Here is a 21,572-nt window from a genome sequence, read left to right as displayed (position 1 = left end):
CGATTCAATCTCCTAACCATCAAGCAGCTGGCCATCGTCAGTCTTGATCTGCCGACCAGCCATCTGGCGCTATCCAGCACAGTAAGTGATGACTTTACCCGAAGCATGCTGAAGGCCGTAAATGGCATGATGCTGGATATGCTCGCCGCTATTGCCCGAAAAGACTACGAGGACCGGCGACGACGCCAGGCTGAAGGTATTAGCAAGGCAAAAGCGGAGGGCAGATATCGGGGCAGGGTGGCCGATGCGCAGAAGCATGAACTGATACGCACTCTGCGCCTGGCTCATGGAAAATCGCTTCGGGAAACAGCACGCCTTGCAGGTGTATCTAAAATGACGGTAATTCGCGTCTGCAGCAAAGAAGAAGGGTAAAGAAGGGGACCTGACCACCCCGGGACAGTCCCCTGCAGGAATGGCAATTCCGTTCACCGCCAATGTTAGCTTTTATCGGGCTGTGATAACATCTCCGGGTCATTTTTCAGAACCAGGGCTGATGAAGAAGAAAAGCAGCACCCCCACACCTCACGATGCCACATTCCGGCAGTTTCTGACTCAACCGGATATTGCCCGGGATTTTATGGAGCTGCATCTGCCGACAGAGCTGCGCGCCATCTGCGATCTCAGCACACTGAAGCTGGAATCCGGCTCGTTCGTTGAGGATGATCTCCGCCAGTATTTCAGCGACGTCCTCTACAGCCTGAAAACCACAGCCGGCGATGGATACATTCATGTCCTGGTCGAGCATCAGTCAACGCCGGACAAACATATGGCTTTCCGCCTGATACGCTATGCGGTGGCCGCCATGCAGCGCCACCTGGAGTCAGGGCATAAAAAGTTGCCGCTGGTGATACCGGTGCTGTTCTATACCGGTAAGCGCAGCCCGTATCCGTACTCCACACGATGGCTGGATGAGTTTGACGATCCGACTCTGGCAGGTAAACTCTACAGCAACGCTTTCCCGCTGGTAGACGTTACGGTCATTCCGGATGATGAAATCACTGGCCATCGCAGTATGGCTGCTCTGACCCTGCTGCAAAAGCATATTCATCAGCGGGACCTGGCAGAACTGGTTGACCGGCTGGCGCCCATATTGCTGGCCGGATATCTGTCTTCATCGCAGGTAATATCGCTGGTACACTATATAGTACAGGCAGGCGAAACATCCGACGCCGAAGCCTTTGTACGCGAACTGGCACAGCGTGTGCCGCAACACGGAGACGCACTCATGACCATCGCACAACAGCTTGAACAAAAGGGTATAGAGAAGGGCAGGGCTGAAGGGCTGCTGCTCGGTGAGCAACGTGGAATTGAAAAAGGCGAGCGTGAAGCTACCCTTAAAATTGCCCGCACTATGCTGCAGAACGGTATCGACCGCAGTACCGTCATGGAAATGACCGGTCTGTCTGAAGACGACCTGGCGCAGATGCGCCACTAATCCTTTCCTGAAACTCCCTGTCTGGCCATCAGTGAATGACGGTGCTGAGTTGACGCTTACCTTCGAGGTGCTGATGAAAGCGTTCCTGGGGACCGACCCGTACCAGTGTATCCTGTGTGGCGACCGGCTGCGCTTTGCCGGCCCTCAGGCAGGTACCCATGCAACGGAACTGCTGTCAGAAAGGCTGTATGGGGTGGAGAAAAAGCGATGGCTGCGGATGCCTGCTCTGGATCAGTGCGCCTGAAAAATGGATTTCAGATTAAAAATACGACAAACATTGCATTTTTATACATAAACACACGCATGGCCGTGTCATCAAAGGGATAGTTCGTGCTGACATTCATGGTCAGTCGCTATCAAAAGATGCGATTCAGATTCCTAACCATCAAGCGCGGCCAGTTTTTTCTGGCGCTGATTAATGTTGGTAATTGTCGCGGCCTGCTGTTTTGTCACCGTCTCTAACTGATGCGCAGTATTACGCCATGTCATGGCTTTATTGTAGTAATGATCGGCGGCCCAGCCCAGACACAAAACGCCTACAACTAGGCCACCAACGAGATATGTTCGCAAATTCATGTTTCCGGCACTGCGGAGAGGGACAGAACGAAAATCAGAATATGTCTTTTATGCATAGCTCAGTTCCCGGCAGCAACAGACGTGCTGCCGGGAAGCCACATCAGCTCTGGGGATAGGTGAATGTAAATGTTTCGACAAAAGGAGAAAACCACTGAGGCAGCCCGGTTTCCCTGTCCGTATGGCGGGCATACCCTTTTTCATCCGGTGGGGTATATTTCAGGAATACCTTATAAGTCCCTGGCCCCTTCATCTTCACTGAGTGGGCATAGTGTGCACCATCGGCAGCTGACATCGGCAGCATCTGCCCGAATTCCATAAAGTCAGCATCACCGATTTTCTGAACCACATAATCCACGCTCAGGTAGGGTATCCATGCATCCGGTGGGAATCCCCACTTGTTATCCTGTGTGGCATGGACGTCGGTCTCAAGGTGGATGACATCTTTTCCCATCACCATTGAGGAAGGCATTGGCGCCGTTTCAATATCCACCAGGTAAGACGCGGCTATCTCCATACCCTCTTTCTGTACCGGGCCACCGACCGGATATTCTTTTGCGTAAGCACATTCTGTCGCCGCCAGGCCACCCATTATCAGCATACCGGCCATTACTTTCATTTTCATAACGCGAACAGTCTCCATTTTATTAATTAATGCTGCTCCCGGCGGAGCAGATAAAAACGCAGGGAAAAAATACCGGCAAAAACAAGCAACCAGGCGAAAAGCTGTATCCCTGATGGTGTTGCGGTGTAGCCCAGAAGGGTATGAGCAAGACTTCCGGCCCAGCTGCTGTCAGAAAGAAGAAATGAGGTATCCCATATCTGCCATCCCAGCATCGGCAACATATCCACACTGGCAAGAATACCGGCAGCCTGACTGGCAAGCCCCGCAGCAATACATATCAGGAGGACGTTGCTGGCAGCAAAAAGTGTGCGTAAGGAGATAAGCACCAGCCCCGAATAAACGCCCCATGAAACAAGTACGCCAAACAGCACCCCCGCAACACCGCCAGCAAGCATACCGACGCCAGCACTCCTGGTGACCGTCAGGGACAGACTGTAGAGAAACAGAACAACCTCTGCGCCTTCGCGCAGAACGGTGAGAGCGACAAGAATTGCGATGGAAGAATAGCCGCCTTTTTCGGCCAGCAGCCTCTCTGTTTCCCGGGAACAGGAACTGGCGTACCGTTTTCCACTGGCAGACATCCACAACACCTGCCACGACAGCATCAAAACGGCCAGCAACAGAACGCCGGCGCTGAATAACTCCAGTCCCCGTCCGTCCAGCATGCTTTCCAGGTGATCGGTGAATAATGCCAGGATGACAGCCCCAGCCACTCCGGCCAGTATGCCCATCAGAATGTATTTACGGACAGGGACGCCTCTGCAGGCCGCAAGAATAACCGAAATAATTAATCCAGCTTCCAGTACCTCTCTGAAAACAATGACCAGCGCAGCAAGCACAGATTTATTCCTCCCTGATCGTCAGCCATCCGCTGTAACCAGACAGGCTGTAATCATCAAAAAAACGGTATTTACCGGGACGAAGGGGACCGGCAAAGACTGAAACAGTCTTTCCCTGTGGGGCTATTTTCTCAAATTTCATATCATAACTTTCCAGTTCAGCAACCCGGCTGCTTTTGTTTGTCATCCGGATGATCAGCTTATTACCGGCGAACGCGGTCAGCTCAGCCGGTAAGAAGCCGTTGTCAGTCAGTGTTAATGGCAAAACGGTGCGTTCTGATATTTCAGCGACAGAAGGCAGGGAAAAACAGAGCAGTGAGAAGCCCACAGCCAGCAATACTTTCATCTTAATCAATCCATAAATGAAAATCTGCGGCAGTGTGCCTTCGGGTATGAGAGGCTGGCAAGATAAATGATATAAAGAATCATTATCATTTAAGCATTGTTTAAACCGGTAATGAAATTCGATGGCGTTGAGGTGAGTAGACCGCCAGTTATCACATTGGGGGGTAGGGACCGGGTAGCTGCGATAACCCAAGAAAAAAAACAAAACCGATCAAAGTATCAATCTGCTCTCCTGGTTCATATGTTTTCTTCACCATCTTTCTCATCATCACGCCTGAGACGAGCAACGCTACGCTCCACAGAGCTTAATGGATTATATACCCCTTTAACTGCTGCGGTTCTGATGCTGGCAGTATGCGCACTGTACTGGCGATCAAAATCCAGTATGATCCCGCATTTCTCAGCCTGCATTCGTACAAAACCTCTGATCATATTCTCACTAAATCGATACCAGCCGGGGCGAACCCCATCCTTTCCGACAAGAGCATGGCACAGGATTGCACCGTGATTTTCCTGCCTGAGTCTTGCGAAACGGCTATCGAAGGTTTTCTGGGTTAATGGCTCTATCGAGAGAAGTTTCATTACCTGCAGATAAGAGATAATGATATGGTCCTTCTTACGATTGAGATCAGCCCCCTCAGCCATAGCCCACAATATATGATGCATATGTTCATCACGCCAGGTTGCCATCTCGTAACATGATCTCAGCGTCTCCTCTGCTGACATCACAGCAGCATTAAGTGAAGCCATAAACAAAGGGCGAGTAACTGTAGTGACAACTTCCCCGGCCATATAACATTCATGCAAAAGCTTGCTGCACATAAGATGGACGTAGTACGGAAATCCGTCACTCAGCGCGCAAATACGGTCAGATATCACTGAGGGGATCTCTAGTCCGAAATACTCAAATGCACTTTCAACGATACACTGACGGCCAGTCCAGTGCAGACGTTCCAGGTCTATCTGCTCAATCTGTCGCTGACTGGAAAGATGGCCGCCAATCAGGTCGGAAACAGACTGCCCAATCCCGGTAAAGATGATACGGACAGATACATCACCATCGCTCAGTTGTTTAAGCAGAACACCAAAACGCGCCCTCTGTTCGTCGCTTCGGATCAAATCAAATTCATCGATAACAATGACTGTGTTGTCTGAATAATTACTGGCCAGATAATTCAGCGCCTCTACAGCCGCTGCCATATTAACTATCGAGCGCTTAGGAGATATATCACGTTCATCAAAGCGGGCTTCGGCTTTCACAAATGCAGTGTTCACGCCAATTGTTGCTGATGTCTTAAAGCGATCAACCTGCATTCTTGACTGCCCCTGATTAATGGCTGATTCAATGACAGATTCCAGGGTTGAATCATGGTCACAGCTAACGGTGATAGGCCGGTTGTCGGATGACTGGACAAGCGAGGCGGCGGTATGTGCGAGCGATGTTTTACCCACTCCACGGTCACCATAGATAAAAACGTGCCGGCCAGGAGAATGAAGTGCCAGCTGAATTTTTTCGAGTTGCCTTTCCCTGCCAAACAGCTTTTCTGGTGTTCTGACAGGCACGCTGAGCGTAAGAACTTCATTAAGTCTGGTTGCAAATGTATTCAAATCACAGCCGCCAATGCTCATAGCCATTCACTCCGGAGGGTCCATTACTGTTTATCTATTATACTGATTTCAGAAGAGTAAAACATTCCATGGCGTAAGGGGGTAATACAACTCACTGTCAATACCAGCATTCTCACGGCTGTGATAGCATATCCGGGTCATTTTTCAGAGCCCGGACTGATGAAGAAGAAAAGCAGCATCCCCACCCCCCACGATGCCACGTTCCGGCAGTTTCTGACACAGCCGGAGATCGCCCGTGATTTCATGGATATTCATCTTCCGGCAGAACTGCGCGCCATCTGCGATCTCAGCACGCTGAAGCTGGAATCCGGCTCATTCGTCGAGGATGACCTCCGTCAGTACTTCAGCGACGTGCTCTACAGCCTGAAAACCACCGCCGGGGATGACGGCTACGTGCATGTGCTTATCGAGCACCAGTCGAGCCCTGATCGGCACATGGCTTTTCGGCTCATCCGGTACGCGGTGGCAGCTATGCAGCGCCATCTCGATGCCGGTCACAAAAAGCTGCCGCTGGTCATTCCGGTGCTGTTTTATACCGGCAAACGCAGCCCTTATCCTTACTCCACCAACTGGCTGCAGGAGTTTGACGATCCGGCGCTGGCCGGAAAACTGTATGCGGGAGATTTTCCGCTGGTTGACGTGACGGTTATTTCTGATGAGGAAATAATGAACCACCGCAGCATGGCCGCGCTGACCCTGTTGCAAAAACATATTCGCCAGCGGGACCTGGCGGAGCTGACGGACAGACTGGCAACCATCCTGCTGGCGGGCTGGTTGTCTTCGCCACAGGTCATTTCGCTGGTACACTATATTCTGCAGGCCGGAGAATCATCAGATGCACAGGCGTTTGTACGCGAACTGGCACTGAGGGTGCCGCAACATGAGGATGAACTGATGACTATTGCACAACAGCTTGAACAGAAGGGCCTTGAGAAGGGTATCCAGCAAGGACGTCAGGAAGGACGCCAGGAAGGCATGCTTGAAGGTAAACTTCAGGTGGCCCGCTCCATGCTGCAGAACGGCATCGATCGCAGCTCGGTAATGCAAATGACCGGGCTGTCCGACGACGACCTGGCACAAATCCACCATTAATCTTTCGTTTCAGGGGGCAGGGTAGCCATTGTTGTCAGACAAGACCGGATCCGTTACCACAGAGAACACCACTTCAGCGCTCAGTCATCTGGCGTTCTGCGCCCTGGCGGCGCTGGCACTGGCCCGGCAGGAAGGTGTTGCCGGTACGCCGGTTGCCGACAATCTGTTCCTTATCCGCTGGCTGGCCACCGCCCAGAAGCAAAAACGCTTTCCAAAAAGTGTGGCTACCGATATCCGGTGGCTGCTGGAGCAGGGGCGCAGACACGGACCTGCAGGCAGGCTGCACCGGCATCTGGAATACATCTGGCGCTCCTGCAGAGGTAATCTGGCTGACCAGTCCGACCTGTTTCGCCTCACTTACGCAACCGAAACCCTGAAAGACCAGGGCTGGGACAATTACGTGATGGACTCACGTGAATGGGCGGCGGGCGGCACGCCGGTGCCGTCACAACACAACGGCTTCTGGGTTGAAAAAGCCGCGCTCAGTGCCGCTTTCTCTCACGACGGCCATCACCTGCACCCCGTACCATTTCGTATCGTGGGTGACGCCGCGCAGTTTATTCACGTGATGTCGGAGTACGGTCTGCGCCCCGGACTGCCTGCCAGTACATCAGACTGCCACACGATTGTGCTGAACCCCGCAGAAGTACCACCGCAGCCGGATGCGCTGCAGCCACGTTAACAGGTAAGCCCCTCCATGACCGGACACACAAGCAGAATGCCGTCTCCCGCTGATAACGCGGGGATTTCCCCTGAGGCTGAGAGCCTCAGGTCGTTGCCACTGCATCTCGCCGCCATCCTCTGTCTGCTGGCCCTGCAGGACGACCTGGCAAAAACAGCCCTTCTGGACGGCCTTCACCAGCTGGAAATCAGCCCGGTCAGCACCCGCAGCATGAATGCCGCGGATATGGCTGAGGCCCTGAGAATGCTGACCGCCCGGGGATGGCTCAGGACGGTGGACAACCGCTGGCATCTGACGACCGGTCATGAAAATGCGGTTTACCTTTACATGGTCACACATCCGTCAGTCTGGGGCGGTTCCGGGCAGCCCGGCGACCATTCACGCCTGAGAAACACTCTGCGTTCGGAAAAAGCCCGGCTGTGGTATGCCCTGCTGGCCGGGGACAGTGGGGCGCTGTCGCTGCACCTGCCTGAGGTTATGACGCACCCCGGCTATGCGCCGCGCACTCACCCGGCGTTTCTGTTGCTGGCCGACGGTGACGGACGGCTGGCCTTTTCCCTGCTGGAGCCAGGCATCCAGACCACGCTGCTGGCCAGCTTCCTTGATGATGCCTGCCGCCGGCTAAGCGACTGCACCGCCCTTTATCAGTACGCCTGCGCGTTCAGCGACGCGCAGGGTACGACGCCGTCCGCGTTACGGGAGCCTCTGGCCCTGCAGGCGATATGGCGTGACGACCGTGACCGCCTTGAGCGGATTGTCGGGGAAGGAGAACTTCCCCCGGCCGTCACGGGCTGGGCCGCACTGTGTCAGGGAGACCGGGAGGCCGCGCTTGAGGCATACCGGCTGCTGGTCAGTCAGTACCGCAGGGCAACCCGAAAACGCCGGCTGCTGCTGCCGCCACTGCCGGCCATGATGACCGCACTGACGCTGCTGGCCGGGCATCAGCCTGAATATACCCCGACGCTCCGGGAGCTGGCACAGTATGCCGTCCGCGAGGGGGGAGGCAGCGGCTGGGTGCTGCTGCAGGGGCTGCTTCATGAATGCGAAGGCCATCCGCCGCAGGGCGTGCCCCCGGAGCTGGCCGCCTCTCCGCTGACCGGCATGTCCGGCGTGTTTCAGGCACTGCTGCGGCACTGGCGAAGCGATACGGCAGAAAGCCCGCGTGCGCAGCAGCGGCTGGAAATTTTCAGAACGCAGCTGAATGAACGGGGGTACCGCCGGCTGGAGCAGGACATCGGGGAACTCCTCCATCAGCAGTATCAGCAGACGGCACCGGTGTTCAGACCGGACCAGCGCCCGCTGAGCACGCTTTACCGCCGCCGGGAGGCCTGGGAGTATGCTCTGGACGCGCTTAGCCAGCTGACGCCGCAGGAAAGCGCCGGCACGGCCAGGCTGGCCTGGTTTCTGACCCTGCACCGCCACGAGCTGAGCCTCGAACCCCGGGAACAGAAATACAGCCGGGGAGCCTGGACAAAAGGCAGGGCGGTTTCCCTCAGACGTCTCCATGAGTCCGCTGACGCGCTGCCCTGGCTGCTGGCGCAGGACCGGCAGGCCGTGCGGCATATTCATCACGCCCCGTCGTATTCTTTTTACGGGCACGGCGACACCTTAATCCTGGATGCGCAGGCGGCCCTGCCGGCGCTGGCGGGCCACCCGGCTGTCTTCTGGCAGGAAGCGCCCGATGTGCGGATTGATATCGAACCCGGCCAGGTGACGCTGGACATCGCGGAGGAAGGAAGTCATCTGGCTCTCACGCTCAGTCCCGCCGCCGTCAGCGACACCCGCGAACTGGTCTGGGAAAAAGAGACCCCGGTGCGTCTGGTGGTGTATCCGGTGACGGATGAGCACCGCCGGATAGCCGGTATTATCGGAAAGGGACTGCGTATCCCGGTAGCCGCCCGCGAGCGTGTCCTGCAGTCGGTGTCATCCATCGCGCCGCTGCTCCCCGTCCGGGCGAACCTGCCTGAGCTGATGGCGCACATTCCTCACGTACCGGCGGACGAAAAGCTTTACGCACATCTGCTGCCGCTGGGCGAAGGGCTGCGCCTGCAATTGCTGGTCCGGCCCCTGCCGGACGGCACCGCGTTCACGCCGGGGCGCGGCAGCGATATCGTCAGTGGTGAACAGGACGGGCAGCCTGTTCAGACCCGGCGGGACCTTTCGTCTGAACAGGCCCGGCTGCAGCAGGTGCTGACGGCCTGCCCGGTGCTGGATACGTCATCAGAGGACAGCACCGAATGGCAGCTGGCCGGCACGCAGGAGGCGCTGGAAGCGCTGACGCAGCTGCGCGCCGTTGACCCGGCGCTGCTCGAATGCGTGTGGCCGGAGGGCGAACGTCTGCGGCTCGGTGGACGTCGCGACATGCAGGCACTGACGCTCAGCGTCCGCCGGCAGGGGGAGTGGTTTGCCCTGTCCGGTGAACTGGCGCTGGATGACGGCAGGGTACTGCAGCTGCGCCAGGTGCTGGCCCTTCTGCAGGAAAGCCACGGCCGCTTTATTCGCCTGGGCGAGCAGGAGTGGCTGGCGCTGGATAATCAGCTGCGTCAGCGCCTGCAGCAGTTGGCCCTGCTGGCCGGGGACGTGGATTCGGAGTCACTCACCCTGAATGCGCTGACCCTGCCGTTCCTGAAAACGCTGGCTGACGAAGCCGGCCAGTCTGACGGCGATGCGGACTGGCGCCGGCAGCTGCGTGCGCTGAAAATACGGGAGCAACACCAGCCCGTGGTGCCGTCCACGCTGAAAGCGGAACTGCGTGACTACCAGCAGGAAGGGTTCTGCTGGCTGTCACGACTGGCAAAATGGGGTGTGGGTGCCTGCCTGGCCGATGATATGGGACTGGGAAAAACCCTGCAGACGCTGGCGCTGCTGACGGAGCGTGCCACCGGCGGCCCGCAACTGGTGGTGGCCCCCACCTCCGTCACGTATAACTGGCTGAGCGAAGCAGCACGATTTGCCCCCACGCTGCGGATACATGATTACCGTCGCCGGCGCGACCTGCCTGCCACCGGCGACTTTGATGTGGTGGTGGTCAGCTACGGCCTGTTGCTGCAGGATGCGCAGGCGTTTGCCGCACAGCCCTGGCACAGCGTGGTGCTGGATGAGGCGCAGGCCATCAAAAATGTGCAGACGCAGCGGGCGCGTGCCGTGATGATGCTGAAGGCAGACTTCCGGCTGGCGCTGAGCGGTACCCCGGTGGAGAACCACCTGGCTGAGCTGTGGAGCCTGTTCCGCTTCCTCAATCCGGGCCTGCTGGGCGGCCTGAAGTCATTTAACCAGCGTTTTGTGGCCCCTGCTGAACAGGGGGACCGGCTGGCCGCCGCCACACTGAAGCAGCTGATTAAACCGTTTATATTGCGCAGGACCAAGTCACAGGTGCTTGACGAGCTGCCCCCGCGTACCGACATCCTTCACACCATTCCGCTGAGCGACGAAGAGCGCCACTGGTACGAGGCCCTGCGCCAGCAGGCGGTGGAACGTCTGGAGCAGGGCGGTGACGACATCAGCCCGCTGCAGGTGCTGACGGAAATCACCCGGCTGCGCCGGTTCTGCTGCCACCCGTCACTGGTGCTGGACGATATCCCGCTGGCGGGCAGCAAGCTGACGGCCTGTCTTGACATCATCGGTGAGCTGCGGGAAAACCACCACAAGGCGCTGGTGTTCAGCCAGTATGTCGACCATCTGACGCTGTTGCGGAGCGCGCTGGATGAACAGGGCATTCCTTACCAGTACCTTGACGGTTCGACCCCGCCGGCAGGCCGGAAAAAACGGGTGGCCGCGTTCCAGGCGGGTGAAGGGGACCTGTTTCTGATAAGCCTGAAGGCGGGCGGCACCGGGCTTAACCTGACGGCCGCCGACTATGTCATTCATCTCGACCCCTGGTGGAATCCGGCGGTCGAAGACCAGGCCAGCGACCGGGCACACCGCATGGGGCAGACGCGTCCGGTCACGGTATACCGCCTGGTGATGGAGGGGACGATTGAGGAACAGATAGTCGCCCTGCACGGCCGGAAACGGCAGATGGCGGAAGCGTTGCTGGAAGGCAGCGACGGCGTGGGCCGGATGGACACTCAGGCCCTGCTGGCGATACTGCGCGAACAGCAGAAGTGATCGGAAAGACAAAATTTGAGCGGGTTACCGCTGTCCTCGTCGAAAATAACGGTTTTTAAAGGAAAATTTTCGCCTGCTTCAGGGCCGTAATCACTGAGGCATCCGCCTGCGGATAAATCATAATCAACAGGCGGAGATATTACTGTATTTCCTTACATTTCTGGAAAGTATTTACCGGTCAGCGCATACAGTACCGCTGCTGTTTCGGTATCAATCACGCCATCATAGTTGTCCGGCCTGAAATGCAGTTGAAAGGCGCGGATAAGCAGCTGAAGTCCGGAATCGGTTGTGGCACCGGAGACGTCATAGCCATACGCCTTAAGTTTTGCGACGATGTCATCGTCTGAAGGCAGACCGTCACTGCTGAACTGCGCTTCGTATGCAGACCGGGTGTCATCGTCATACCATGCGCCAATACCGGCATAGTAAAGTGTTTTCCACGGGAAAGCAGGGCCGGGGTCACTTTTGCGGCCGGGAGCAATATCCGAGTGCCCAACGACATTAACCGGGGTGATGTCCGGATAGCGCTGAAGGATATTCAGCGCCAGCTCGCGTATGGCCTCAACCTGAACATCGGTGTACGGTGGGAAGGTGAAGTTGCCGTTTTCATCCTCGCTGGCCTGATTGACAATCTCAATACCAATCGACGTGTCGTTCAGGTTAGTCCGGTCAGCCCACTGACTGACGCCCGCATGCCAGGCCCGTTCATTTTCGTCAACCAGGTTAAAAATGCGCATGTCGCTGAATCCGGCTGCGGTATAAGTCGGGTCATCGGTATCGGGAATAAGGTAATGCGCGCTGACCGTTCCGTCGCCGGAAAGGTCCGCAGCGGATGCCGCAAAATCCCCGGCGGTATAGTGCATAACGAGAAAGCGGATGCGGCGGTTAAAACCTTTAACCGAACGGTATGAATTATAATCGATCTGATACATGAGAAGGGCCTCTGCCTGAATTCCCACAAAAGGGTACATATTGAGTAATAGCACTAAATATTCAACACGGCCTGAATGATCAGCAATTATCATGCTACTAATGCCAGATGGCGGTTCACCACGCTGTACGCCCCAAATAACCGGCGTCTGATAAGCTGTATTTTGATAAGTTCAGGTGCCCCCATAAAAGCTCAATATATTGACTGTTCCGGGAGGTGGATTAATGAACATAATTATCGCAGGAGGGGGAATTGCCGGGGCCACGCTGGCACTGGCCCTTTCCCGTCTGTCACAGGGAGCGTTGCCCGTTACTGTCATTGAGGCCAGTGAGCCTGGCTCACAGCAGCATCCTGGCTATGACAGCCGGGCTATTGCGCTGGCAGACGGTACCTGCCAGCAGTTGGCAACGCTGAAGATCTGGCCGCATTTGCAGGCGACAGCGACCGCCATCCGGGAAGTTCAGGTCAGCGATCTTGGTCATGCTGGTTTTGTCAGGCTCGGCGCTGAAAGCTACGGCGTCAGCGCTCTGGGACAGGTGGTGGAGTTACACGACGTCGGAAAGGTCTTATTCCGGCTTCTGCGCAGTGCGCCCGGCATATCGCTGCACTGTCCGGACCGCATCGTGCAGGTCTGTCGTGAAACAGAGAGGGTCAGCGTTGTTCTGGAAAGCGGTACGGTTACAGAGGGTTCTTTGCTGGTCGCCGCTGACGGCAGCCGTTCCGGCGTGGCGGCGTCCTGTGGCCTGCACTGGCAGCAGGAATCTTACGGACAGGTTGCGGTAATCGCCAACGTTACCACTTCCGAACATCATCGCGGACGGGCCTTTGAGCGCTTCACTGAGAACGGGCCAGTGGCTCTGCTGCCAATGTCGCAGGGACGCTGCTCGCTGGTATGGTGCCACCCCCTCTCACATCGTGACCAGTTGAATGAGTGGGATGATACTTTTTTCCTCCGCCAGCTACAGCAGGCTTTTGGCTGGCGTCTCGGTGCCTTTACTACTGTCGGGCAGCGCACCAGTTATCCGTTAACTTTACAGAAAGCCTCACAACGAATTTCCCACAGGCTGGCCCTGGTGGGCAATGCTGCCCAGACCCTGCATCCGATTGCCGGCCAGGGGTTTAACCTCGGTCTGCGTGATGTGATGACGCTGGCTGAAACGCTTATCGCCGCCTGGCAGAAAGGAGAGGACCCGGGTTGCCACACCGTCCTGCGGCGTTATCAGGTGAGGCGGCAAGCCGATGTTGACGCCACTATTGGTCTGACTGACGGGCTTGTTCGTTTATTTTCCGGTAATCATCTGCCGCTGGTAGCAGCCCGTAATATCGGACTACTGGCGATGAATTTTTTCCCTCCTCTACGGCACCCGCTGGCTGAAAGAATGCTGGGCTGGGTTAAACGTTAAGAGGGGGCATAACGTAACAGGCTACCCCCCCCTGAAAAACGCCGGAATACGCACGTAATCAGAGAAAATTCCGTAACCAAAGCTAAAAATCATCTTATTTGCATAACGTTGAATAAATCACGGGTTTTGTGACAATATTCAGCGGCTAAATTATTGTGTTAATGATTGTCACTTAACCGAACGTATTTGTGACAGGTGAAAAATGTTAATTGGATATATGCGGGTATCAAAGATAGATGGCTCTCAGACGACCGATCTCCAGCGCGACGTTTTACTGGCTGCTGGTGTTAACCCGTCGCATCTTTATGAAGACTATGCATCAGGTAAAGTTGAAGACAGACCCGGCCTGATGAATTGCATGAAAGCTCTACGGGAAGGCAACACGCTGGTTGTCTGGAAACTGGATCGCCTGGGCCGTGATTTACACCATCTGATAAACACGGTACATGATCTGACAGGGCGAGGAGTGGGGCTCAAAGTATTGACGGGACACGGGGCAGCGATTGATACCACGACCGCAGCGGGTAAACTTGTTTTTGGTATTTTTGCAGCCCTGGCTGAATTTGAACGGGAGCTGATAACTGAACGCACCCTTGCCGGGCTGGCTTCAGCGAGGGCCCGGGGAAGAAGAGGCGGCAGGCCGTTCAAGATGACGGCGGCCAAACTGCGCCTGGCGATGGCAGCAATGGGGAAGCCAGAGACCCGGATAGGTGATTTATGCAAAGAGCTTGGTATCTCGCGACAGACGTTATACCGTCATCTGTCGCCGTCAGGAGAACTGCGGGCTGACGGAAAGAAACTGCTCAATCAGCCATGAGTTATTGGCTCAAAGTAGCCACTATTGGAACATCAAACAGCGGCACAATACCCCCCAACTATTGTAAGGAATCACCACATCAAAAAAGGAGTTCGTTTATTCAGATAGTAAAGTAGTTATGGTTTCTTTGTTCCAAATGACTTTGTTAATTATAACTGAATTATTGATCGGGCATTTTGCAATACCACGATAACTAGCGGAGAACTTACTAAAATTGTTATTGCAATTTAAAGAAACAGCAATAGCCAATAAAATATCCGATGCAGTGGGGAGGTTAATCGACCCAATACGTATACCAGATGCAAGTCTCTCATCAAATTCCTGTAATGCTGAACTTAATCTCCCCCAATTTAAAGTAAGAGAAATATCAGGATTACTCATAACATATTGAGTTGCCGCCACATCCAGCGCAGGACGAAAATTGCGCTGAATCTGTCGAAAACGCAAAGCTTCAGGGATCACTGTAATATAACGAAGTAAAGCTCTTGCAGTCTCCTGATTTATATTTCCTCCAGAAAATCTCGTTAATTGACTGTAACCGTCGGTAAGCGTTGCTCTGTTAATTATCATGTCTGAACGTTGCATGTTAGCAACTCTTTGAAGAGATGTATATGATGACTCTTGATTAATTTGGATGGTGCCAATCACCCCTGGCGCATTGATTCCTGATGTATCAGAGAATCGATAATAAATGTTATTAACAATAAATCCAGAAATATATAAATTAGTTGGATCTAAAACAAAGTTAACAGGAGCGACTTCCTCATCATTATAAAAATCCACTCCACGAATAGCTATAATAATACCATCCATTCCACCTTCACGCTGAGGGGGAAGCATAAATATCCTGGCTTGATCACCCCCTATATTTGTAAGTGGAACCCCTATATTCCCCCTTATATCTTTTAGAGATTTAACATACTTATCTGGTGTGCTAAAATCTATCATGTAACTATTCTTAGCGGAACATGTGGCAGTATATGCAACAAAAACCAAAACCAAAACCAAAACCAGTAAATTTAGTATTATTGCAAAAAAACTCAACCTTGGCTGCGAAATATCGACAGATTCATCTAACATATATAATGCATTCCTTTAATAGGATGATTAGTGAAAATTGTTAATAATCATTTAAATTTACTTAATAAAACAGAAAAGACCAGCACTTTATTCATTGTATGAACTCACAATAAAACCCTCCCAGTTAATCAAGAATTCTGTTATACTCAGACCATGTAAAAATTAATTTTATAACATCAAGAAACATTCCCCCACCTCACATGGTTCACATCATTTCCCCTTACTGTCACCAATAATAAAATCCAGAAGGTTATCCATTCAGAAGAATCTATTCTACACATGCAGCCCCCTGACGAGGGCTCATCCAGTCATTGATGCTGTAAAATAATTACTTACCAATTGTTAAACTCACCTTAAACATAAAAACACAAGTAGGTTTATTAACCCAAAGTATTATGCGTGGCAGATGGTAAACATTGTTATTTATAATCATCATTAAATCTAGTTGAATGACACAACAGCAAACCCTCCGCCATTCCTACATTCATTAGTATAAATTGACACTTCTTTTTGTAGTACATATGCATTAAAAAGATAATTTCTCAGATTCCATCTTCTGGTAAACAGATCTATTCTGTTATTAGAACCATTACTTATAATTATTGATAGTGTCTCGTCATTATTGTACGTTACTTTTGTTATCCTCCCGGTACAACATAATCTGGGACCTGCGCTCAATGCAGGGAAGGTAGATGTCATCACAGCCAACAACACAAACAATCTCAAACCGTATCTCATATAATCCTCCTCTATAAAATATTTCATTCTTTAGACTGCAATATGTACTTCGCTACATCTCCTTGTTTTAATCACAAAAAAAAATAAATCACCATCTATGCAAACAGAGATTTAATTTAATGTTTTTATTTTTCAGTTAAGTAAATATCCCAATTATTATTGCACTCAAAACAATAACAAAACCTCAATGAAAACCCGCATCAAATCGAAAAAAAATCGCAAGTTTTTTGATAAGAATCCATCAATAGCTGGTTACATCCAAAAAATTCCATTTTTTTTCCAGTGCCAGATTGATGAAACGTACATGAAGGTAATTGGCCGCTGGGATTATATTTCCCGGACCGTCAGCAATATGGGCCGCTCTGTCGATTTTTTATCTCTCCCGGCGTCGTAACATTTAAGCCACCGACCTGTTACTGGGCAAATTATTCAGCAACGGACGTAAGTGACAGATCCCGCGCTTTATCAATACGGATAAAGCTCCCTCCCATGGCCGTGCGCTCTTCTCAAACGCGAAGGTTGACATTCATCTAATGTTCAACACAGACAGATTAAGTATCGGAATAACGTCATTGAATGTGATCATGGCAAGCTGAAAAGGGTAATCGGTGTCACGCTGGGATTTAAAACCATGAGGACAGTTTACGCCACAATTAAAGGTATTGGGGTTATCCCTTCATGTCAGCCCTGAGTGACAGCTTAACGGCATTTACTGTTCCCTTGCGCCCCAAATCCCAGTAACGTTTTTTTAGCCTGGACTGAGGCGGAGCACAGCTCAGTGAGCACCGAACAGTCCGGGCTAAAAAACGGAAGAATGGCAAAACCCTTTCACAGCAAATTTGTTATCCATAATAACAAAAAGGTTTTAATTACTTTCCGTTTCGGTTTGATTTACCGGACATCTGCCAGAATCCGGGTACCGGAAGATATTTCATACAGATAAGGAAGTCAGGTGTCGTGACCGCCTCTGCAACCGAAACCACCCCATGCTTCAGTCAGCATCCCGCTGCCTTTATGGACGTCATTTTTCAGGACACCTGGCTTCTGGCGCTTGCCATCCGTAACACGCCTGGCGTGGTGGTGGATAAGCAGCTTTATCAGCACTGCCTTAAGCAAATCGAACAGGTTCAGGAAAAGCTGCAGCAGGCGGGGGCCACAGAAGCTGTTTGCGAAGAAATCAAGTTCGCGCATTGCGTCTTTCTGGATGAGGCCGTGATGACCCAGAAGGATGTTGACGTCTCGTTCTGGTGGCATGAGTCGCCGATCCAGTCGAGGCTGCTGATGCACCTTCGCGGCGGCGAATACTTCTACGAACACATCAAAAAGCTGCTTCGCGAGCCTGCTCCTTCTGTTGCCATTATGGCCTGTTACCACCGGATGCTGACGCTGGGCTATCAGGGAAAACACATCCCTGATGGGGGTGAAGATAATGAAGAGCGCCAGTCTTTGCTGAACCAGCTGCGCGAACGGTTACCCGGTGCCCGGGACAAAGCTGACACCCCGGTTTTTATCCGCAGCCACCGGCCGGACATTCGTCTCTGGCGGCGCAGGCCGTGGGTATTGCAACTGGCTGGACTGCTGGTGACTGTCGCCGTTTCCTGTGCGATGAGTGCTCATCTGCACTGGCTGCTCAGACTGTGGTTCACGCGGCGCTGATAACAACTGACCAGGGAGAAAGCAGGTCATGACCCAAAATTCGTTTACCCTTCAGGGGGGGAAGTTCCCCGTCTATAATCACTACCAGCTGAAGATCCCGGCGCTGCATAAACAGGCCCCTGACATCCAGCTCTCAGTGTTACGTTTCAGTGGCGAAGAAGCCCTGAACACCCCCTGGCGTTATTCGGTTGAGCTGACCAGCGAGACGCCCGATATTCCGGCCAGCGTACTGATCAATACCACGGCACAGCTTCTTTTTTATCCTGACGGTAAGCCCTGGCAGACCATTACGCCCCGCGTGATGCGGGGCGTCATCACGTCATTTCAGCAGTGTGAACGCTCCGCCGATATCACGCGCTATGTGCTGGTGCTGGAATCCAGCCTGGCCCTGTTACGCAACAGCCTGACGTATGCGGTATACCAGAACAAAAGCGTGATTGGCGTCGTCGAAGATACCCTGACGCGCTGGGGGTTCTCCAGCCTCGACTTCCGCTACCAGCTGAATACGCAGTACCCGGTACGGGATTTCTTCATCTCTTACGCTGAAAGCGAACTGGCATTTATTCAGCGCCATCTGGCCCGGGTTGGCGTGTTCTGGTACTTCGCGTGGGATGAAGAAAATCACCGCGATGTTCTGGTGCTGGGCGATTCCGGCGGCGCCTTTACGGATGGCCCCAAAATCGCCTTTCGCCATCCGTCGGGGCTGTTTGATGGCGGTCAGGAATCATTGTGGGACGTGACGGTCAACAGACACACGGTTGCCGGGCAGATACGGGTGAACGATGAATATTATCGCGAAGCCCAGAGCGATATGCAGGTACAGCAGGAAACCGATCCGGATAATCCCGCCCTCACTGGCGAAGAATACCGCTACGGTGAGAACTACAGGGAGCAGGGCAGCCTGGCCGCAGAGCAGCAGCCGGAGCAGGGGCGCTGGTTTGTTAAGCGCCGTCGCGAACGGCTGATAACGGAGCAGGTTGTCTTTGAAGGTAAAACGAACGGAATGGATATCCGTCCGGGGATGATTATTCACCCACAGGGAAAAAGCTGGGAAGACGCACCGGACGGGTTGGTGGTGGTCTCAACATCATCACACCGCATATCCCGCGACACGGCCTATCTCATCAGCTTTACCGCCGTTCCTTACCGGCGCCACGTTTCGTATCGCCCACCGCTGCTGCCACGGCCACATATCGCCGGGACGCTGGCCGCCAGGGTGACAAGCCCGGTAGAAAACGCACAGTATGCCGAACTGGGCGAAACCGGACGCTACCGGGTGCGTTTCCAGTTTGACCTCAACACGACGTGGCAACCCGGCTTTGAAAGTCTCCCCGTCCGCCTGGCAAAACCCTATGCCGGGAACGTTTACGGCTGGCATTTCCCGCTGATTACCGGCACGGAGGTGATGATTGCCTTCACCAACGGCGATCCGGACCGGCCTTACATCCTCTGCGCGATGCATGATTCCCGGCATGAAGACCCTGTAAATCTCTACAACTACCAGCGAAATGTCCTCAGGACCCCGGCGAACAACAAACTGCGGTTCGAGGACCGGCGCGGGGCTGAGCACGTAAAAATTTCGACGGAATATGGCGGCAAGAGCCAGCTGACGCTCGGTCATATCGTTGACGGTTCGCGTAACAAACGCGGTGAGGGCTTTGAGCTGCGCACCGACAGCACCGGCACCCTCAGAGCCGGTAAGGGCCTTTTTCTTACCGCCGATGCGCAGGCGACGGCCACCGGGCAGGTTCTGGACATGTCTCCGGCAATCAGCCTGGTAAAAGGGGCCGTCAGCCAGATGACCGGGTGGCGTACCATCACGCAGTCACACCACAACCTTCAGCCGGATGCCACGCATCTGAAAGCCTACCTTGTGGCCGTTGATCAGCTGAAATCACCGGCCATGCTGCTGAGCGCCCCGCAGGGGATTGGCGTGGTCAGCCCTGAATCGGTGCTGGTTAACAGCGGACAGACGCTGCATCTGCAGAGTCAGGGGGAAACCAATATTGCCAGTGGGGAGCGTATTTCCCTGAACGCCAGCCAGACCCTGTCACTGCTCTCGCAGCAGGAAGGGATGCGCATGGTGTCCGGCAATGGGCCGCTGACCATCGAATCTCATGGCGACCTGATGGGGTTAACGGCCCTGAAGGATGTCACCGTGCAGTCCACGCAGGGGGAACTCCATTTCGCGGCGAAGAACGGCATTGTGCTGGGCTGTGGCGGGGCATCGATTCGCATAACGCCACAGGGCAGTATCGAGATCCACACGCCAGGAAAACTGAGCCTGAAAGGCCAGCACGTCTGGGATGCCCCTGCAACCGTTGACACGTCGCTGCCGGAGTTGCCGAAATCGGTGTGTAAGGACTGTCTCAAAAAGGCTCAGGAAGCCGCAGCGGCCTTCGCCGCGCGTGGGTAAGGATATGCCATGACAACGACGCCGTTAATTCTCAAAAAACACCTGCTCTGGCTGCAGCAGGCTGAATCGCTCTGTTCCGGCGCCGGGCTGGATTACATCGATGTCCTGGTTGACCAGGCCGGAACCGGTCAACCGCTACAGGATGCCCTGAGCCAGCTCTCTCCGGATGTGCGCTGGTTTGAACTGTTCGCTGGCACCCCGGAAGGGGGAACGCTGGAGTATTCACCGGTCCTCATACGCCTGGTCTTTGCGGTCACGAGCCACCGGATGTGGCTGGAGCAGCTGCTGGAGTATTTCTCAGAAACGCCGCGCCTGACGCTGCTGATATCCCCTCTTGCCTTCGATTTGTTATGCCGCCATCTGCAGGCGTTGTCGCAGGTACGGTGGGAAGAGCAGACGGGCCTGCTGCGTTATTACGATAACCGCGTGTTCCCATCCCTGCTGACCCACGTTCTCACCGCCGGACAGCAGGCCGCATTTACGGATATTGCGCTGTTCTGGAGCTGGAGAGACAGGGACGGAGAGATTGTCTGGAAGTCTGGCAGCTTCTCACCCACGCGCACACTGGACGATGCGCCAGACCTGAGCCGGGTTGATGATGCACAGGTCAACCTGATGGGCTGTATCAGCGATGCAGAAGCGCTGATGAAGGAAAAAAACGTCAGCAATATCAGCCAGGAAAACCATTTTGCTCACTGCCTTGATATCGCTTTTAAAGCTAACTACGCAGGTTATCTGGGTGAATTGAACACATTAATGGAGAGTCAAAAATGAAGAAATGGATGATGAATAAAAAGCTGTTTTCCATTCTGGTTGTACTGATATCAGGGTGCTCTCAGGCGAACAGTGATGAGGGTTATACCTCGGGAGATCTGCGAGCCGTTAATCATATTGATGGCATAGGGATTAATGGTTTTTCGGTAAATGGATACCATGTACCTGGGCTGGGCGGTGGTTACTGCTGTATTCAACTTCCGGAAAAATGGAAACCAGGATGCTTAACCATTTTGGTGTGAGCGATCTGATGCTCAGAGGAATGTGACATGGAAATGCTCTGCTGCAATGAGATTTTGGGATGTCATATTCTACTGCACTTTGATTTGCAGCCGCCAGGCTGCCCTGTTCTCTGCCAGCTGGCAGCGCTGCCGGGTTCACTTCATGCGTAACGTGCTGGGTCGTGTCAACAGGGCCAGCCAGTCGGTTG

Annotated in this window: 18 protein-coding genes and 4 pseudogenes; 14 read left to right on the top strand and 8 right to left on the bottom strand. The window is 53.8% G+C overall.

The features are described from left to right. The 3 genes and pseudogenes from NG99_RS16935 to NG99_RS16925 form a co-directional block, all read left to right on the top strand. Window positions 1-372: pseudogene (locus tag NG99_RS16935) on the top strand (recombinase family protein); the annotation flags it as partial. 121 nt (window positions 373-493) lie between these two features. Continuing rightward, complete coding sequence (locus tag NG99_RS16930; protein WP_034895479.1) at window positions 494-1,435, top strand: Rpn family recombination-promoting nuclease/putative transposase; 942 nt, start codon at window positions 494-496, stop codon at window positions 1,433-1,435. A gap of 61 nt (window positions 1,436-1,496) precedes the next feature. Continuing rightward, window positions 1,497-1,679: pseudogene (locus NG99_RS16925) on the top strand (IS91 family transposase); the annotation flags it as partial. A 134-nt stretch (window positions 1,680-1,813) separates the two neighbouring features. On the opposite strand, the gene NG99_RS16920 reads toward NG99_RS16925, so the two are convergent. The 5 genes from NG99_RS16920 to NG99_RS16900 all read right to left on the bottom strand — a co-directional run bounded on the left by NG99_RS16920 (window position 1,814) and on the right by NG99_RS16900 (window position 5,452). Next, window positions 1,814-2,011, bottom strand: coding sequence for a hypothetical protein (locus tag NG99_RS16920; protein ID WP_034895475.1), 198 nt, complete (start codon window positions 2,009-2,011; stop codon window positions 1,814-1,816). A gap of 100 nt (window positions 2,012-2,111) precedes the next feature. Next, on the bottom strand, window positions 2,112-2,633 hold the full coding sequence (locus NG99_RS16915) for an iron transporter (RefSeq protein WP_034895473.1): 522 nt from the start codon (window positions 2,631-2,633) through the stop codon (window positions 2,112-2,114). A 26-nt stretch (window positions 2,634-2,659) separates the two neighbouring features. Next, window positions 2,660-3,472: an FTR1 family iron permease gene (locus tag NG99_RS16910; protein ID WP_034895471.1), complete on the bottom strand. Its 813-nt coding sequence runs from the start codon at window positions 3,470-3,472 to the stop codon at window positions 2,660-2,662. Between the two features lie 4 nt (window positions 3,473-3,476). Beyond that, on the bottom strand, window positions 3,477-3,818 hold the full coding sequence (locus tag NG99_RS16905) for a cupredoxin domain-containing protein (protein ID WP_052130755.1): 342 nt from the start codon (window positions 3,816-3,818) through the stop codon (window positions 3,477-3,479). Window positions 3,819-4,054: 236 nt separating this feature from the next. Then, window positions 4,055-5,452 (bottom strand): ATP-binding protein, encoded by a 1,398-nt coding sequence (locus NG99_RS16900; RefSeq protein ID WP_052130754.1) that lies wholly within the window; start codon window positions 5,450-5,452, stop codon window positions 4,055-4,057. 153 nt (window positions 5,453-5,605) lie between these two features. On the opposite strand from NG99_RS16900, the gene NG99_RS16895 reads away from it, so the two are divergent. Genes NG99_RS16895 through NG99_RS16885 form a run of 3 tightly spaced genes read left to right on the top strand, consistent with a single transcriptional unit; the run spans window position 5,606 to window position 11,327 of the window. Then, the gene (locus NG99_RS16895) at window positions 5,606-6,538 is read left to right on the top strand and encodes an Rpn family recombination-promoting nuclease/putative transposase (RefSeq protein WP_034895467.1); all 933 of its coding nucleotides are present in this window, start codon (window positions 5,606-5,608) and stop codon (window positions 6,536-6,538) included. A gap of 31 nt (window positions 6,539-6,569) precedes the next feature. Beyond that, the gene (locus NG99_RS16890; protein ID WP_052130753.1) at window positions 6,570-7,220 is read left to right on the top strand and encodes a DUF2913 family protein; all 651 of its coding nucleotides are present in this window, start codon (window positions 6,570-6,572) and stop codon (window positions 7,218-7,220) included. A 15-nt stretch (window positions 7,221-7,235) separates the two neighbouring features. Further along, window positions 7,236-11,327, top strand: coding sequence for a DEAD/DEAH box helicase (locus NG99_RS16885; protein ID WP_232298339.1), 4,092 nt, complete (start codon window positions 7,236-7,238; stop codon window positions 11,325-11,327). A gap of 152 nt (window positions 11,328-11,479) precedes the next feature. On the opposite strand, the gene NG99_RS16880 is transcribed toward NG99_RS16885, so the two are convergent. After that, a complete protein-coding gene (locus NG99_RS16880; RefSeq protein WP_034895465.1) occupies window positions 11,480-12,259 on the bottom strand; it encodes an N-acetylmuramoyl-L-alanine amidase in 780 nt (259 codons plus the stop codon). Between the two features lie 223 nt (window positions 12,260-12,482). Between NG99_RS16880 and ubiH the strand changes: the two genes are divergently transcribed. Next, on the top strand, window positions 12,483-13,661 hold the full coding sequence (gene ubiH / locus NG99_RS16875) for a 2-octaprenyl-6-methoxyphenyl hydroxylase (protein ID WP_034895463.1): 1,179 nt from the start codon (window positions 12,483-12,485) through the stop codon (window positions 13,659-13,661). Window positions 13,662-13,863: 202 nt separating this feature from the next. After that, on the top strand, window positions 13,864-14,478 hold the full coding sequence (locus tag NG99_RS16870; protein ID WP_034895461.1) for a recombinase family protein: 615 nt from the start codon (window positions 13,864-13,866) through the stop codon (window positions 14,476-14,478). Between the two features lie 96 nt (window positions 14,479-14,574). Here NG99_RS16870 and NG99_RS16865 read toward each other — a convergent pair whose 3' ends face one another. After that, complete coding sequence (locus tag NG99_RS16865; RefSeq protein WP_052130752.1) at window positions 14,575-15,558, bottom strand: ribosome-inactivating family protein; 984 nt, start codon at window positions 15,556-15,558, stop codon at window positions 14,575-14,577. 441 nt (window positions 15,559-15,999) lie between these two features. Beyond that, window positions 16,000-16,257 carry a Shiga-like toxin beta subunit gene (locus tag NG99_RS30380; protein WP_408606414.1) on the bottom strand — a complete coding sequence of 86 codons (258 nt, stop codon included), beginning with the start codon at window positions 16,255-16,257 and terminating at the stop codon, window positions 16,000-16,002. A gap of 328 nt (window positions 16,258-16,585) precedes the next feature. Here NG99_RS30380 and NG99_RS30000 point away from each other — a divergent pair. The 6 genes and pseudogenes from NG99_RS30000 to NG99_RS29315 all read left to right on the top strand — a co-directional run. Beyond that, window positions 16,586-16,969 (top strand): annotated as a pseudogene (locus tag NG99_RS30000) (DDE-type integrase/transposase/recombinase); the annotation flags it as partial. Window positions 16,970-17,253: 284 nt separating this feature from the next. Beyond that, entirely contained in the window at window positions 17,254-17,952 is a 699-nt protein-coding gene (tssL, locus tag NG99_RS16855) for a type VI secretion system protein TssL, short form (RefSeq protein WP_052130750.1), read from the top strand. A 28-nt stretch (window positions 17,953-17,980) separates the two neighbouring features. After that, on the top strand, window positions 17,981-20,368 hold the full coding sequence (locus NG99_RS16850) for a type VI secretion system Vgr family protein (protein WP_034895459.1): 2,388 nt from the start codon (window positions 17,981-17,983) through the stop codon (window positions 20,366-20,368). Between the two features lie 9 nt (window positions 20,369-20,377). Further along, window positions 20,378-21,142, top strand: coding sequence for a DUF4123 domain-containing protein (locus tag NG99_RS16845; RefSeq protein WP_034895457.1), 765 nt, complete (start codon window positions 20,378-20,380; stop codon window positions 21,140-21,142). Further along, a complete protein-coding gene (locus tag NG99_RS16840) occupies window positions 21,139-21,384 on the top strand; it encodes a DUF3304 domain-containing protein (RefSeq protein ID WP_084110559.1) in 246 nt (81 codons plus the stop codon). The genes NG99_RS16845 and NG99_RS16840 overlap by 4 nt, the downstream gene beginning before the upstream one ends. A gap of 103 nt (window positions 21,385-21,487) precedes the next feature. Further along, window positions 21,488-21,572: pseudogene (locus NG99_RS29315) on the top strand (transposase); the annotation flags it as partial.

Source organism: Erwinia typographi (genome assembly GCF_000773975.1).
In the GTDB taxonomy this organism is placed as follows: domain Bacteria; phylum Pseudomonadota; class Gammaproteobacteria; order Enterobacterales; family Enterobacteriaceae; genus Erwinia; species Erwinia typographi.
This window is presented reverse-complemented; position numbering and strand designations above follow the sequence as displayed.